19 protein-coding genes are annotated in these 14,719 nt (G+C 64.7%); 11 read left to right on the plus strand and 8 right to left on the minus strand.

Annotated features, from left to right (window positions below):
* Positions 1-119: 119 nt before the first annotated feature.
* Both C7I84_RS04155 and C7I84_RS04160 read left to right on the plus strand, forming a co-directional pair.
* On the plus strand, positions 120-1,370 hold the full coding sequence (locus C7I84_RS04155; protein ID WP_106770883.1) for a Zn-dependent hydrolase: 1,251 nt from the start codon (positions 120-122) through the stop codon (positions 1,368-1,370).
* Between the two features lie 16 nt (positions 1,371-1,386).
* Positions 1,387-1,800: an NUDIX hydrolase gene (locus C7I84_RS04160; protein ID WP_106770884.1), complete on the plus strand. Its 414-nt coding sequence runs from the start codon at positions 1,387-1,389 to the stop codon at positions 1,798-1,800.
* A 106-nt stretch (positions 1,801-1,906) separates the two neighbouring features.
* On the opposite strand, the gene C7I84_RS04165 is transcribed toward C7I84_RS04160, so the two are convergent.
* Positions 1,907-2,182 (minus strand): hypothetical protein, encoded by a 276-nt coding sequence (locus C7I84_RS04165; RefSeq protein ID WP_106770885.1) that lies wholly within the window; start codon positions 2,180-2,182, stop codon positions 1,907-1,909.
* Between the two features lie 225 nt (positions 2,183-2,407).
* Between C7I84_RS04165 and C7I84_RS04170 the strand changes: the two genes are divergently transcribed.
* Positions 2,408-2,752 carry a type II toxin-antitoxin system PemK/MazF family toxin gene (locus C7I84_RS04170; RefSeq protein ID WP_106770886.1) on the plus strand — a complete coding sequence of 115 codons (345 nt, stop codon included), beginning with the start codon at positions 2,408-2,410 and terminating at the stop codon, positions 2,750-2,752.
* Here C7I84_RS04170 and C7I84_RS04175 read toward each other — a convergent pair.
* Positions 2,700-3,164 carry a cupin domain-containing protein gene (locus C7I84_RS04175; RefSeq protein ID WP_106770887.1) on the minus strand — a complete coding sequence of 155 codons (465 nt, stop codon included), beginning with the start codon at positions 3,162-3,164 and terminating at the stop codon, positions 2,700-2,702. The two genes, C7I84_RS04170 and C7I84_RS04175, sit on opposite strands and share 53 nt — an antisense overlap.
* Before the next feature lie 130 nt (positions 3,165-3,294).
* Here C7I84_RS04175 and C7I84_RS04180 point away from each other — a divergent pair, with 130 nt between their 5' ends.
* The 8 genes from C7I84_RS04180 (at position 3,295) to C7I84_RS04220 (ending at position 9,216) form a co-directional block, all read left to right on the plus strand.
* Positions 3,295-4,077 carry an ABC transporter ATP-binding protein gene (locus C7I84_RS04180; RefSeq protein WP_165815975.1) on the plus strand — a complete coding sequence of 261 codons (783 nt, stop codon included), beginning with the start codon at positions 3,295-3,297 and terminating at the stop codon, positions 4,075-4,077.
* A 234-nt stretch (positions 4,078-4,311) separates the two neighbouring features.
* Entirely contained in the window at positions 4,312-4,755 is a 444-nt protein-coding gene (locus tag C7I84_RS04190; protein ID WP_245428307.1) for an endonuclease domain-containing protein, read from the plus strand.
* Entirely contained in the window at positions 4,748-5,629 is an 882-nt protein-coding gene (locus C7I84_RS04195) for an ABC transporter permease (RefSeq protein ID WP_106770889.1), read from the plus strand. Before C7I84_RS04190 ends, C7I84_RS04195 begins: the two co-directional genes overlap by 8 nt.
* 214 nt (positions 5,630-5,843) lie before the next feature.
* The gene (locus tag C7I84_RS04200; protein ID WP_106770890.1) at positions 5,844-6,986 is read left to right on the plus strand and encodes an ABC transporter permease; all 1,143 of its coding nucleotides are present in this window, start codon (positions 5,844-5,846) and stop codon (positions 6,984-6,986) included.
* 22 nt (positions 6,987-7,008) lie between these two features.
* Positions 7,009-7,980, plus strand: a complete 972-nt coding sequence (locus C7I84_RS04205; RefSeq protein ID WP_106770891.1) for an ABC transporter substrate-binding protein — start codon at positions 7,009-7,011, stop codon at positions 7,978-7,980.
* A gap of 141 nt (positions 7,981-8,121) precedes the next feature.
* Entirely contained in the window at positions 8,122-8,562 is a 441-nt protein-coding gene (locus C7I84_RS04210; RefSeq protein ID WP_106770892.1) for a CHRD domain-containing protein, read from the plus strand.
* 170 nt (positions 8,563-8,732) lie between these two features.
* Positions 8,733-8,966: a type II toxin-antitoxin system RelB family antitoxin gene (gene relB / locus C7I84_RS04215; protein WP_106770893.1), complete on the plus strand. Its 234-nt coding sequence runs from the start codon at positions 8,733-8,735 to the stop codon at positions 8,964-8,966.
* On the plus strand, positions 8,950-9,216 hold the full coding sequence (locus tag C7I84_RS04220) for a type II toxin-antitoxin system RelE family toxin (protein ID WP_106770894.1): 267 nt from the start codon (positions 8,950-8,952) through the stop codon (positions 9,214-9,216). Before relB ends, C7I84_RS04220 begins: the two co-directional genes overlap by 17 nt.
* Positions 9,217-9,218: 2 nt before the next feature.
* On the opposite strand, the gene C7I84_RS04225 is transcribed toward C7I84_RS04220, so the two are convergent.
* From C7I84_RS04225 to C7I84_RS04240, 6 genes are all read right to left on the minus strand, one after another.
* Positions 9,219-10,868 carry a thiamine pyrophosphate-binding protein gene (locus C7I84_RS04225; RefSeq protein ID WP_106770895.1) on the minus strand — a complete coding sequence of 550 codons (1,650 nt, stop codon included), beginning with the start codon at positions 10,866-10,868 and terminating at the stop codon, positions 9,219-9,221.
* Positions 10,865-12,031 (minus strand): CaiB/BaiF CoA transferase family protein, encoded by a 1,167-nt coding sequence (locus C7I84_RS04230; protein WP_106770896.1) that lies wholly within the window; start codon positions 12,029-12,031, stop codon positions 10,865-10,867. The genes C7I84_RS04225 and C7I84_RS04230 overlap by 4 nt, the downstream gene beginning before the upstream one ends.
* 67 nt (positions 12,032-12,098) lie before the next feature.
* Entirely contained in the window at positions 12,099-12,467 is a 369-nt protein-coding gene (locus C7I84_RS29615; RefSeq protein WP_133170055.1) for a pPIWI-associating nuclease domain-containing protein, read from the minus strand.
* Positions 12,468-12,476: 9 nt separating this feature from the next.
* Entirely contained in the window at positions 12,477-13,322 is an 846-nt protein-coding gene (locus C7I84_RS04235) for an FRG domain-containing protein (protein WP_245428308.1), read from the minus strand.
* A complete protein-coding gene (locus C7I84_RS30835) occupies positions 13,319-13,441 on the minus strand; it encodes a hypothetical protein (RefSeq protein WP_280954213.1) in 123 nt (40 codons plus the stop codon). Before C7I84_RS30835 ends, C7I84_RS04235 begins: the two co-directional genes overlap by 4 nt.
* A 256-nt stretch (positions 13,442-13,697) precedes the next feature.
* The gene (locus C7I84_RS04240) at positions 13,698-14,633 is read right to left on the minus strand and encodes an alpha/beta fold hydrolase (RefSeq protein ID WP_106770897.1); all 936 of its coding nucleotides are present in this window, start codon (positions 14,631-14,633) and stop codon (positions 13,698-13,700) included.
* Positions 14,634-14,719 lie beyond the last annotated feature (86 nt).

Genomic DNA, 14,719 nt, shown 5'->3' on the forward strand with positions numbered 1-14,719 from the left:
ATCTCCCCCCTTGCGGGGGAGATGTCCGGCCCATTCGACAAGCTCAGGACAGAGGGGGGTGCGAAGGGGCGCCCGCCTCTGCGAACTGCCATCCCACCCACCCAACGAGGTCCTGACCCATGGCAGCCCCCGGCGAAAATCTGCGAATCAATCCAGACCGTTTGTGGGATTCGCTCATGGAGATGGCGAAGATCGGCCCCGGCGTCGCCGGCGGCAACAACCGCCAGACGCTCACCGACGAGGACGGCGAGGGGCGGCACCTGTTCAAGCGCTGGTGCGAGGCGGCCGGGCTGGAGGTCGCGGTGGACCGGATGGGCACCATGTTCGCCCGCCGCGAGGGCACCGACCCCGACGTGCTGCCGGTCTATGTCGGCAGCCATCTCGACACCCAGCCCACCGGCGGAAAATTCGACGGCGTGCTCGGCGTTCTCGGCGGCCTGGAGGTGATCCGCACCCTCGACGACCTCGGCATCAGGACAAAACACCCGATCGTCGTCACCAACTGGACCAACGAGGAAGGCACCCGCTTCGCGCCGGCCATGCTGGCGTCCGGCGTGTTCGCCGGCGTGCACGAGCAGGACTGGGCCTATGACCGGAAAGACGCCAAGGGCAAACGCTTCGGCGACGAGCTGGAGCGCATCGGCTGGAAGGGCGACGAGCCGGTCGGCGAGCGCAGGATGAAGGCCTTCTTCGAGCTGCATATCGAGCAGGGGCCGATCCTCGAGGACGAGGGCATCGACATCGGCGTGGTCACCCACGGCCAGGGCCTGAAATGGCTACAGGTGACGCTGACCGGCAAGGAGAGCCACACCGGCTCCACCCCGATGCCGAAGCGGCGCAACGCCGGGCTCGGCATGGCGCGCATCACCGAGATGGCGCACGAGGTGGCGATGGACTACCAGCCCGACGCCGTCGGCGCGATCGGCCACATGGAGGTCTACCCCAACTCGCGCAACATCATCGCCGGCCGCACCGTGTTCACCATCGACATCCGCTCGCCCGAAAAGGAGGTGCTGGATGCCATGGATCAGCGCATCCGCGAGGGCATCGAGCTGATCTGCGAGGCGCTCGACATAAAATACGAGATCGAGCAGGTCGGCCATTTCGACCCCGTCACCTTCGACGAGACCTGCGTGAAGGCGGTGCGCGACGCCGCCGAACGGCTCGGCTACACGCATCGCAACATCGTCTCGGGCGCCGGCCACGACGCCTGCTGGATCAACCGCGTCGCCCCGACGGCGATGGTGTTCTGCCCCTGCGTCGACGGGCTGTCGCACAACGAGGCCGAGGACATCTCAAAGGAATGGGCCGCCGCCGGCGCCGACGTGCTGTTCCACGCGGTGGTCGAGACGGCCGAGATCGTCCCCTGAGCGCCGTCCGCCGCTGATGGAGGAGCCAATCGTCATTGCCGCGGCAATCCTGCTCGATCGCGATGGCCGGATGCTCACCGTGCGCAAACGCGGCACGGTCGAGTTCATGCAGCCGGGCGGCAAGATCGATCCCGGCGAGACGCCCGTGCAGGCGCTGGCGCGCGAGCTGATCGAGGAGATCGGCGTGACGCTGCCGGACCTTTCGCAGGTCTCCGACCACGGCGTGTTCCGGGCTCCCGCCGCCCACCAGCCGGGCCGCACCGTCGAGGCGCATGTGTTCGCCTTCGGGCACGACCGGCCGGTCGGCGTTTCCGGCGAGATCGAGGAGCTCGCCTGGGTGGATCCGCACGCGCCGGCCGACCTGCCACTCGCGGCGCTGACGCGCGACTTCATGCTGCCGCTGGCCCGCAGCCTCCGGCGGGAAAGATGAACCCGCTCAAGCCCTTCGCCGCGCTTCCTCCGACGATGATTCGGCCTGGCGCGGCGTGGGCCGGTGCATCCGACAGATAAGAGGCGTAAGAGCGTGCCCGAGGGCGTTACTTGTCCTTGCCCTCGTCTTCGTCCTTGTCGCCGCCGTCCTCTTCCTTGTCGTCATCATCATCATCGTCGTCTTCGGACTCGTCGTCCTTGCTTTCGGTGCCGCCGGATTCCTCGTCGGCCTCGGCAGCGGCTTCGTCTTCCTCGACGTCGGTTGCGGCTTGTTCGACCGCCTCGCCGGCTTCAATCTGCAGCCGGGCGGCCGCATCGATTTCCTCGGATGCGGCCGGGGAAGGGGTTTGTTCGTAAACGAGGGTGTTGGTTTCGTCCGCCATGTCGGCCTCCGGAAAGGGTTGCGGAAGCGACCCTATGGCCCCGCCATGAATGGGTGGTGACGGTGAGGCGACGGCTCGATGTCCTGTCGATGACGGTTTTGTCCCCGGTCGCGAGCGGCGCACTGGCGATGGTTTTCGCGGCGGTCGGGCCGACGTTAACCTCTGGGTGGAGGGAGCCGCCCGGGAAACCATGCGGCTCATTGAAGAAATGGAAGAGAATGGCCGGTGAAGCGCGGGGACATCGTCATCGTTTCGCTTCCGGGCGACTATGGCAAACCGAGACCGGCCGTTGTCTGCAGAATGACAGGCTGGAAGGGCGACTGGAAAGTTACATCATCGCTCTTATGGCGACCTTCGACGAAGGCGCAAAGCTGTTGCGCGTCGACGTTGCGCCGAAATGGCCTGAAACAAGCGTCCAAGGTCATGGTCGACAAGCTTTATGCAATACCTGAGCACAGGATACATCAGCATATCGGCAAGCTGGATCGCGACTCCCTGCGTCGGATCGACCTGGCTCTCATGATGATGCTGGACCTTGATCCGTTGAAGCAAGGCTACTCTCCGGATTAGGCGCCGGCACCAGCGCATCCAGATGCGGCAGCAGCACGACGCTCTCCTGCTCGTGCGGATCGGTGCGGGCGATCACCGCCGAGGCGGGCTCGGAGGAGAGATTGGCGGGCAGGTGCGGCACGCCGGCCGGGATGTAGAACAGATCGCCGGCGCGGGCGACCTGCACATGTTCCAGAGCGTCCCCGTACCAGGTGTGGACCTCGCCGGAGAGCACGTAGATCGCCGTCTCGTGGCTCTCGTGCATATGTGCCTTGGCGCGCTTGCCGGGCGGCACGGTGAGCAGATGCATGCAGATGCCCTGCGCGCCGACGGTCTCGCGGGCGATGCCCTCGAAATAGCTGAAACCCTGCTTCCCGTCATAGGTGCTGTCGGGCCGCAGCAGCCGGCAGATCGGTTTCGGTGACTGATCCATTCGCTTTCCCCCAGCCTTTCGTCGCGACGCGGCGTCCGCCGCTTGCAGTCGGCCCGCCGCCGTTGTTCAAATCGGTGGCGCGATCCGTTTCCGTCCAGTCGCCGCGTGCCGGCCCAGCAAGATGAGCAGCATGACCTCACCCGTGGTTTCCGCAAGCGGCCTGTCGCTTACCTTCCAGACCAATGACGGACCCGTCAACGCCCTCTCCAACGTCGACCTCACCATCGGCAAGGGCGAGTTCGTCTCCTTCATCGGACCGTCGGGCTGCGGCAAGACGACCTTCCTGCGCGTCATCGCCGACCTGGAGAAGCCGACCGCCGGCTCCATCCTGGTCAACGGCATGACGCCAGAGCAGGCGCGCGAGGCGCGGGCCTACGGCTACGTCTTCCAGGCGGCGGCGCTGTTTCCCTGGCGCACCATCGAGAAGAACGTGGCGCTGCCGCTGGAGGTCATGGGGCTCGCAGAAGCCGACCGCAGGGAGCGGGTCCGCCGCACCCTCGACATGGTCAATCTCACCGGCTTCGAGAAGAAATATCCGTGGCAGCTCTCCGGCGGCATGCAGCAGCGCGCCTCGATCGCCCGGGCGCTCGCCTTCGACGCCGACCTCCTGCTGATGGACGAGCCGTTCGGGGCGCTCGACGAGATCGTGCGCGATCATCTCAACCAGCAGCTCCTCGAGCTGTGGGCGCGCACCACCAAGACCATCTGCTTCGTCACCCATTCCATTCCGGAAGCCGTCTATCTCTCCACCCGCATCGTGGTGATGTCGCCGCGCCCCGGGCGCGTAACCGACGTGATCGAATCGACGCTGCCGCGCGAGCGCCCGCTCGACATCCGCGAGACGCCTGAGTTTCTTGAGATCGCGGCGCGCGTGCGCGACGGCTTGAGGGCGGGGCACAGCTATGAGGATTGACATTCTTGTGGGCGAGGCAGTGGCAAATCAAGGTACCCCCACCCCTAGCCCCTCCCCACAAGGGGGAGGGGGACTTTCCGGCCGCTATGCCGAGCGAAACCAGCGACGATTGGCGCCTCGGGGATGTGCCATCCGGTCCCCCTCCCCCTTGTGGGGAGGGGCTAGGGGTGGGGGTGCTGCCAGGCGACGTCCTTGGATGCTTTTCCCATCTTGCGTTGTCCTTGAGGAGCAGGGATGCTGATCGTGCCGACCTCGATCCCGCCAGCGGCTATATCCCGCGCACGCAAGTTGCGGCGAGGGATGACTGACGGGGAGCGCAGACTCTGGTCCGAGTTGCGAGAATTTCGCCGGTGGTACGGCATCCATGTTCGACGACAGGCACCCATAGGCCCGTATGTTGCCGACTTCGTGATCCATGAGCATAGATTGGTCATCGAGGTCGATGGCGAGCATCATTTTCTGCCCGACCGGATGTCACGAGATCTGCGGCGTGACGAATGGCTTGCGTCACAAGGATACAAGGTGCTGCGCCTTACCACCGGCGAACTTTCTGATTCCTTCGAAGGCTGCATCATCGAAATTCTGCATGCTTTGGGATTGATGGAAAATCAGGAAGGTACCCCCACCGCTAGCCCCACCCCGCAAGGGGGAGGGGGACCAGGTCGGCCCCATGACTGACCGCCTTCGCGACAAGACCATCCCCGTCACCACCATCCTCGCTGTGCTGGTGGCCGTCTGGTACATCGGCGCCGTCGCCATGAACGCGCCGTTCCAGCGCGATCTCGACCGGCGCGGCGACGTCACGCGGACCACGCTGGAATTCATCGGGGCGACGCTGTCGCAGCCCAAGCCGACGTTGCCGGCGCCGCACCAGGTGGCGGCGAATTTCTTCGAGAACACGTTTTTGCGAAAAATCACCAGCAACCGCAGCCTCGTCTACCATTCCTGGGTGACGCTATCGTCGACGCTGGTCGGTTTCCTGTTCGGCACGGCGCTCGGCATCCTGATCGCCGTCGGCATCGTGCATCTGAAATCGCTGGACCGCAGCCTGATGCCGTGGATCATCGCCTCGCAGACCATCCCCATCCTGGCCATCGCGCCGATGATCATCGTGGTGCTGGCGGCCGTCAACGTCACCGGGCTGATCCCCAAGGCACTGATTTCCACCTATCTCTCCTTCTTCCCGGTCGCCGTCGGCATGGTGAAGGGGCTGCGCTCGCCCGAAATCATGCATCTCGACCTGATGCGCACCTATTTCGCCAGCCCGTCGCAGGTGTTCTGGAAACTCAGGGCTCCCGCCTCGGTGCCGTTCCTGTTCGCCTCGATGAAGGTGGCGGTGGCGGCGAGCCTGGTCGGTGCCATCGTCGGCGAGCTGCCGACCGGCGCGGTCGCCGGCATCGGCTCCAAGCTGCTGGCGGGCTCCTATTACAGCCAGACGATCGACATCTGGGCGGCACTGGTGGCCGGCTCGGTGGTGGCGGCGCTGCTGGTGGCGCTGGTCGGGGTCGCCGGCAGGATCGTGGAGCGGTCGATGGGAGCACGCCCGGCATGATGCGCATTGGCGTCGGACACCTGCGGAGCATGAGATCGCGGACCCCCACCCCTAACCCCTCCCCACAAGGGGGAGGGGAATCTTGCTGCCTTTCCGCCAGACACCAATCGTTGACGATTTCGCGCGGCATGGCGGCCGCAAAGTACCCCTCCCCCTTGAGGGGAGGGGCCAGGGGTGGGGGTATTCAGTCGTCCAGTCGGAAAGGCTTGCCGGCATGAGGTGGTTCAGCCCGTCCTGGCAGGTCGTGCTTGCCGTCCTGCTGTGTATCTTGGCGGCCGTGCTCGGTCCCGTGACCACGGCGGAGACGACCGAGCAGGCTGCTGCCGGCTATCCATTCGCCGAGACCAAGAGCTTCGTCTTCGACCTGATCCTGGTGGCGGGCGCGATCTCGATGGCGCGCATTCCGCCGATCGCCGCAGCGCTTGTCTTGTTCGTCGGCGCGCATGGTGCGGCCTGGCTACTGCTGTCCGGCATCGCCGGCTTCGAAGGCACGGCGCGCGCGCCCTTCTATCTGCTGCTCGCCGCCGCCTGGCTGCTCGCCTGGCGCTGCGTGACCCTGCTCTCCGGCTTGCAGCCGGCGGCGCGCTGGGCGAGGGTTCTTCTGCGGCTGGTCATCCCGGCGATATTCGGCCTGTGGCTGCTGATCTTCTGGGAAGCGATCACGCGCGGGGCCGGCATCCCCTTCATCCTGCTGCCGCCGCCGAGCGCCGTCGGCGCGCGCATCGCGAACTCCCTGCCGATCCTCGCCGCCGACGTGCGGCAGACCATCTTCAAGGCAGCCCTTGCCGGCTACGCCATGGGCTGCGCGGCCGGTTTCGTCGTCGCCATCCTCGCCGACCGGTTCGGCTTCCTGCGGCGCGGCCTGATGCCGATCGGCAATCTTGTGTCGGCGCTGCCGATCATCGGCGTGGCGCCCATCATGGTCATGTGGTTCGGCTTCGGCTGGGAATCGAAGGCGGCAGTGGTCGTCATCATGACCTTCTTCCCTATGCTGGTGAACACGGTGGCGGGGCTGACGGCCAGCGGCCATATGGAGCGCGACCTGATGCGCACCTATGCCTCCTCCTACTGGCAGACGCTGTTCAAGCTGCGCCTGCCGGCGGCCGCGCCCTTCATCTTCAACGCCTTGAAAATCAACTCGACGCTGGCGCTGATCGGCGCCATCGTCGCGGAGTTCTTCGGCACGCCGGTGGTCGGCATGGGCTTCCGCATCTCCACCGAGGTCGGGCGCATGAACATCGACATGGTTTGGGCCGAAATCGCGGTTGCGGCGCTCGCGGGTTCGGTCTTCTATGGCGTGGTCGCCCTGTTCGAGAGGGCCGCCACGTTTTGGCATCCGTCTGTCCGCGGGGGATAGACAAACTCCAGAGGAAAGAAACATGAAAAAAACGATCGTCTCACTGCTCGCCGGCGCGATGTCGCTGGCCGCCTGGCAGGCGCTCGCCGCCGACGCGGTGACGCTGCAGCTCAAATGGGTGACGCAGGCGCAGTTCGCCGGCTACTACGTCGCCAAGGAGAAGGGTTTTTACGAGGAGGAGAACCTCGACGTCACCATCAAGCCGGGCGGGCCGGACATCGCGCCGGAACAGGTGATCGCCGGCGGCGGCGCCGACGTCATCGTCGACTGGATGGGCGGCGCGCTGGCGGCCCGCGACAAGGGCGTCATGCTGGTCAACATCGCCCAGCCGTTCAAGAAGGCCGGCATGGAGCTGGTCTGCCCGAAGGACGGGCCGATCAAGACCGAGGCCGACTTCAAAGGCCATACGCTGGGCGTCTGGTTCTTCGGCAACGAGTACCCGTTCTACGCCTGGATGAACAAGCTCGGCCTGTCGACCGAGGGCGGGGCGGACGGCGTCACCGTGCTGAAGCAGTCCTTCGACGTGCAGCCGCTGATCCAGAAGCAGGCCGACTGCATCTCGGTCATGACCTACAATGAATACTGGCAGCTCATCGACGCCGGCTACAAGCCGGAAGACCTCATCGTCTTCAACTATTCGGCGATGGGCAACGACCTGCTCGAGGACGGCTTGTATGCCATGGAGGACAAGCTCAAGGACCCGGCCTTCGAGGACAAGATGGTGCGTTTCGTGCGCGCCTCGATGAAGGGCTGGAAATACGCCACCGAGAACGCCGACGAGGCGGCCGGCATCGTGGTCGAGAACGGCGGCCAGGACGAGAACCACCAGAAGCGCATGATGGGCGAGGTGGCCAAACTGATCGACAATGCCGACGGCAAGCTGATCGAGGCCGCCTACGAGCGCACCGCCAAGGCGCTGCTCGACCAGAAGATCATCACCAAGGAGCCCTCCGGCGCCTGGACTAGCGCCATCACCGACAAGGCGATCAAGTAAGCGGCTCGCGCAGGCTTCATCGAAGATCTGGAAGGGGCGGGCGACCGCCCCTTTTTTGCTGGATGGGAAACCTATGCCGGCGCGCTTCGTTAGCAGCACAGCCGCCGCCAGTCGCGCGGCGCTCATCAAGGGAGGAATGCCATGCGCAAGTCTGTTTCCCTGCCGTTCGCCGCCGGTCTCGCACTGGCCGCCGCCTTCGTCACTGCGCCGCCGGCCATGGCCGAGATGGTCAAGATGGCGGCCACGCTCGAGGCTTCTCAGGAAGTGCCGCCGAACGACAGCGCCGCCAAGGGCACCGCCGACATCACCTTCGACACCGAGACCAGGAAACTCGACTGGACGATCGAATATTCCGGTCTGACCGGCGATGCCACCGGCGCGCATTTCCACGGTCCTGCCGCGGCCGGCCAGAATGCCGACGTGGCGGTGCCGATCGAGGATCCGAAGAGCGGCGCCAAGGGCTCGGCGACGCTGACGGAGGCGCAGGCGACCGACCTGATGGCCGGCCAGTACTACGTCAACATCCACACCGCGGCGCATGCCGGCGGCGAGATCCGCGGCCAGGTGGAGAGAGCGATGTAGCGCACGGGATGAGCGGGGGTGCTGCCACGCACGATCGGGAAAGGGCGGGCGACTGTCCTTTTGTGCCGCTGCTCCATGCGACAAGCACCAATCGGTGTCGCCTCCTCATTCCCGTTAAGGAGTCGCCGGCGATTCTCTGGGATGCTATACTTAAATCTTGGAGATTTGCGATGACCACCGTTTCCATCGACGCCGATATCGAAGCGATCCTACAGCGCTTCGCCAAGAGCACCGGGCGCACGCGGGAGACCATCCTTCGCGAGGCGATTTTGCGCGGACTGGAAGATCTTGAAGATCAGGAAGATATCCGGCGCTCAGAGCAGATACTCGATCAGCTTGAGCGTGGTGAGATCAGAACCTACACCTCCGCTGAAGTGAGACGCCGGCTTGGCTTGGACGATTGAATATACCGAGCCCGCTGAAAAGATACTGTCAAGGCTCGATCGAAAGGTCGCGCGCCGAATCGTCACATTCCTCGACGAGCGAATTGCTGCCGCCGACGATCCACGCTCGCAAGGGCGGGCGCTATCTGGCGCGTTGCGGGGGCAATGGCGATACCGTGTTGGCGACTATCGCATCATCTGCCGGATCGAGGATCGACGTTTGATTGTTCTCGTCATCGATATCGGTCATCGCGGCGACGTCTATCGCTGATCTCACCGCCCTTCCCGGATATCCGTCAGCGTCCGCGTCGGCGTGATCGCCTCGGGGTCGAGCTTTACCTCGATGATCGCCGGCTTGCCGCTGGCGCGCGCCCGCTCGAAGGCCGGCGCGAAGTCGGCGGTCTTTTCCACCGTCTCGCCATGCCCGCCATAGGCGCGGGCCAGCGCGGCAAAATCCGGATTGACGAGGTCGGTGCCGGAGACGCGGCCGGGATATTCGCGTTCCTGATGCATGCGGATGGTGCCGTAGGTGCCGTTGTTGACGACGATGACGATGATCGGCAGGTCGTATTGCATGGCGGTCGCGAACTCCTGGCCGTTCATCAGAAAACAGCCGTCGCCGGCGAAACAGATGACGTCGCGATCCGGGAAAAGCTGTTTTGCCGCGACGGCTGCCGGCGTGCTGTAGCCCATCGAACCGGAAGTGGGGGCCGCCTGCGTTGCGAAGCGGCGGGAGCGGTGGAAGCGATGCACCCAGGTCGCGTAGTTGCCGGCGCCGTTGGTGAGGATCGCGTCGTCCGGCAGCACGCTCTCCAGATAGGCCAGGATCGGCCCCATCTGCACCGGCCCCGGCCCGCTCTCGGGCGGCGTCGACCAGTCGAGATAGGCGGCATGCAGGCGCTCGGCCTCGGTTTCCCAGATCGGCGGCGCATTCGGTGCCGTCGCGGCGAAGGCTTCGGCGAAAGCCGCGGGCGATGAATTGATCGCGACCGTCGGCCTGTAGACGCGGCCGAGTTCGTTCGGATCGGCGTGGACGTGAACCAGTGTCTGGTCGGGGTAGGGGCTTTTGAGCAGCGTATAGTCCGACGACGGCATTTCTCCGAAACGCCCGCCGACCAGCAGCACCAGATCGGCCTGCTTGACATAGTCGGCGAGCTTCGGGTTCGGGCCGATGCCGACATCGCCCGCGTAACAGGGGTGCAGATGATCGAACAGCATCTGCCGTCGGAAGGAGACACCGACCGGCAGCGCCCAGGCTTCCGCCGCCCTCTCGAAGGCCGATTTGGCGTCCGCCGTCCAGCGCGTGCCGCCGAGTATGGCGAAGGGTCGCCTGGCGTTGGCCAGCAGGTCGGCCAGCTGCCGCATCTCCGGCTCGCCGGGCCGCGTCTCCACCGGCGTCCAGGCTTTCGCCGCCGGCGCCTCGACTTCGCTCACCAGCATGTCCTCCGGCAGCGCGATCACCACCGGACCCGGCCGGCCGGAGGTGGCGACCGAAAAGGCGCGGGTGACGATCTCGGGAATGCGCGAGGCATCCTCGATCTCTGTCGCCCATTTGGCGATCGGGCCGAAGAAGGCCCGGTAGTTCACTTCCTGGAACGCCTCGCGCTCGCGCGCATTGCTGGCGACCTGGCCGATGAACAGGATCATCGGGATCGAATCCTGCATGGCGATGTGCACGCCGGCCGAGGCGTTGGTGGCCCCGGGGCCGCGGGTGACGAAGCAGATGCCGGGTTTTCCGGTCAGCCTTCCGTGGCAGTCGGCCATCATCGCAGCACCCCCTTCCTGGCGGCAGACGATGGTCTTGATCGGCGAATCGTGCAGCGCGTCGAGCACGGCGAGATAGCTCTCGCCCGGCACGCAATAGAGGCGGTCGACGCCGTTGGCCTCGAGTGCCTCGACGATGAGCTGTCCGCCGGTTTTCATGAGCCCTCCAGTTCGGCAAGGATTTCCGCCGTGTGCTCGCCGAGGCGCGGCGAGGGGCGATCATAGACCAGCGGCGTCTGAGAATACACGATCGGCGAGCGCACCGACGGCAGGGTGTTGCCGTGGCCGTCGTCGAGGTCGAGCCGCATCTTTCGCGCGATCGCCTGCGGGTCGGCGAACATGTCGGCGATCGTGTTGATCGGGCTTGCCGGCACGCCGGCCGCCTCGAGCTTCGCCAGCAGGGCGTCGCGCTCGAAATGCGCCAGCTTTTCTACCATCGCCGCACGCAAGGCCACCCGGTTGGCGACGCGCGCCGAATTGGTGGAAAAATCCGGATCGTCGGCGAGGCCGTCCAGTCCGACGACGAAACAGAACTTCCTGAACTGCCCGTCGTTGCCGACCGCAAGGATAAAATGGCCGTCCGAGACCGGCAGCACCTCGTAGGGTGCGATGTTGGGGTGCGCGTTGCCCATGCGCGACGGCGCCTTGCCGGACACGAGATAATTCAGGTTCTGGTTGGCCAGCACGGAAATCTGCGCATCGAACAGTGCCATGTCGATATGCTGGCCCTCGCCGGTCGCCTCGGCGTGGCGGAGCGCCGCCTGGATGGCGATCACCGAATAGAGGCCGGTAAAAATGTCGGTGACGGCGACGCCCACCTTCTGCGGCTCGCCGTCGGCCGCGCCGGTGATCGACATCAGGCCGGACATGCCCTGCACGATGAAGTCGTAGCCGGCGCGCGCCGCATAGGGGCCGTCCTGGCCGAAGCCGGTGATCGAGCAGTAGACGAGCCGCGGATTGATTTTTCGCAGGCTCCCGTAGTCGAGGCCGTATTTCCTCAGCCCGCCGAGCTTGAAGTTCTCTATGAGCACGTCGGCGGAAGCCGCCAGTCTTTGAATCGTTTCGGCGCCTTCGGGCGTCGAGAAATCCACGGCGATCGAGCGTTTTCCGCGATTGCAGGAATGGTAATAGGCGGCCGACAGGTTCTCGCCGTCCTCGCCCGTCACGAAGGGCGGCCCCCATTTGCGGGTGTCGTCGCCATCCGGGCTCTCGACCTTGATCACGTCGGCGCCGAGATCGGCCAGCAACTGCCCGGCCCACGGGCCGGCCAGGATGCGGGCGAGCTCGATGACGCGGACGCCGTGCAGGGGGGGATTGGCCATGGAAGGTACTAGGCTACTCCGTCTGGGATGGCGATGTGCCTAGCAGACTCCCTGGCGGAATGTCACGCTAGCGTTCCTCGCCTTCGTAGAACGATGACGTATCAATCGAAACGGCATCAACATGAGGGGTTCCATGTTGGTCAAAATGTCCTGAGAAACGCCCAAGAAACGATTCGGTAGTCTGAAATCCATCATCACTGCTATCGCCATACTGCAGGGCTAGATAGATATTCATGACCCCTTTAAACCGTTTGGTACCCTCCAGAATAATGCCTTCGGGATCGACCTCCAAACCATCCAAGGTGGTATGCGTGGAAAGGGCGTCTAATTCGGTCCACCACGGGGAGCTCGGAAGATCAAATGACGTTACCGCATCGACGACCGCACGAACCTTTGGATTCTCCGCTGACGAACGCTTTGCCAAAGAGTGGCCCACAGCCGCCTCCTAATAGTTGAATATGCCGACAGCAACTCGGCTCCGGAACTGCCAAGCGAGTGTTTCACAAACTCCGTCCAGATCGGACATTATCGCTGCTGCATCAACAGCAACCTGAAACAGCTTTCGCTCAAAGTATGCACGGAATTGGCGGGGAATGTCGAATTCCTTTTCGGCAGCGGCAGTGCCACGTCCGGTCGCCGTGGAGTGCACGTCCCAAGGAGAAGTGGGATCGGGATGAATTGTAAAAAGCCCGCGTTGCGCAACGATCCTCGGAGTTACGGATGTCGGAACGTAAGCTCGGACTTCATGGCAATCAAAGGGGCTGCTGTTGGTGTCAACATCTATGATTTGCGGAGCCCATGCGGCGTAGACACGTGCTGTCTTGTCCATCGGCTGGCTGGTGACCGCAAAATAGGCGGCGACCAACGGGTTCGTGGTCCAATCGAGAAGGCGGGTTGGAAGACCGTGATGCTGGGCGAGGGCGAGAACTTCCCAATCACTCATCTGACCAATATCGACGTACTGCCTCGCTCGACGCTTGAAATTGGCGAAGACTACTCGTTCTGTCGCGGGATCGTATATCTCGGTCTTTCGTCCGATTTTCGGCACGAGCTTGTGGCCGTCGGCATCTGCTACGCCCCGAAAAATCCAGCTTGCTTGTTCATGACGATCGACGAAGTCCAGCAGCTTTCGCCAATGGTCCCGCCGTTCACGGGCTATCGTTTCGGGTTTTCTCATAATGCCCCACCCGAGAAAAAATGCGATGAATTGCGCCTCTGCACCCAGCGCTGCGTAGCAAAGTGTGAGCGGGCTGTCACCTTCCGGCCCAACGGACCGAAGGTGGCGCTTCATCGTCCCGTCTCTCGCGCCGCCGGCCGGGCGGCGCGCACCATCGTCATCTCGCCAAGATTCTCGTAGATCACCAGGCCGATCAGACGGTCGGAATCGTCGAGGAGCCACGGCCGAAACATGCGCTTCCTGCATCAGGCGCAGGCTGCTGGAGGCTCTTGCGCGGATGGGCTCACGGGTTCCTTGAGCATCGCAGAGACCACCGGCATCGCCGGCGCGCTTTTGCGCAGCGCCTTGATCATGGCGTCGCCGGTCGACAGGCGCTCGAAGCGGCCGTCCGCGTCGACGATTGAAATTCGCGCCGCGTGGGCGCAAGCAGCAGGTCGATCGCTTGGTCGATATCGGCAGTACGTTGTAGGCCTACCAAGGCGGTGACCATCACGTCGCCGAGACGACCCGTTCCACCCAGCCGATGAAATCCGCAGTGATGTCGTCGCGGTTGATGTCGTTCAAGCCTTCGTGCCGCGTCTCCGGCCAAATCCTTGTTTCAAGATTCGAAAAGCCCATCGCCCGCATCCGCGCCGCGAGCTGTTCGACGGCCTTGCCGTTGTCCGTCGACGGATCGGCGCCGCCGCCGGCGAGATGGAACGGCAGGTCGCGGCGCACGCCGGCGAAGCTGCGGTCGTCGGCGCCGGTGAACACCATGCGAAAGACGTCCCGCCACATCGACACCGACGCGTCCCAACCGCACAGCGGGTCGGCGATATAGGCGCCGACCTCGGCCGGATCGCGCGACAGCCAGTCGAAAGCGGTGCGTGCATCGGGAACCTTCCGGCCCCAGTCCTGGAAGGTGAGTTTTGGCAGGATGCGCGACGGCACGTCGGACCCCAGCCGGAACGTCTCCCAGGCGAGGATCGCCTGGGCGAGACGCCCGAGCAGGCCGGCCGAGAAATTGGCATTCCAGATCGCCGCGCCGGCCAGCCGATCGGAGCGGCGCAGCACCGAATTGAGTGCGACGAGGCCGCCCATCGAATGCCCGAAGATGATCTGCGGCAAGCCGGGATGGCGTTCCGCGATGAGGGCGTGGACGGCATCGACGTCGCCGAGCAGCGTGGCGACGCCGTCCGTCGCGGCGAAGCGGCCGGCAGGTGCGTCCGGGGCCCTGGTCAGGCCGTGACCCCGATGGTCGTGCGCATAGACATGGAAGCCGCGTGAGGCGAGCGCGTCGGCGAAGCGGGCGTAGCGGCGGGCGTGCTCGGCCAGCCCATGGTTGATCTGGACGATGCCGGCCGGCTTGCCGCGTGCATGATGGATGAAAAGGGCGAGCTTCGCGCCGGTCGGCGAAACGAGGCCTGTCTCTTCGTCGAACGGCATGCTTCCCCCTCGCGCGACTCTCCATGGGCAGCGGGGCGGCGTCAAGCCGCCATTCCGCAAGCCGATGCTGCGGAAATGACGAAAAG

The organism is Kumtagia ephedrae, from assembly GCF_003012745.1.
Classification (GTDB): Bacteria; Pseudomonadota; Alphaproteobacteria; order Rhizobiales; family Rhizobiaceae; genus Kumtagia; species Kumtagia ephedrae.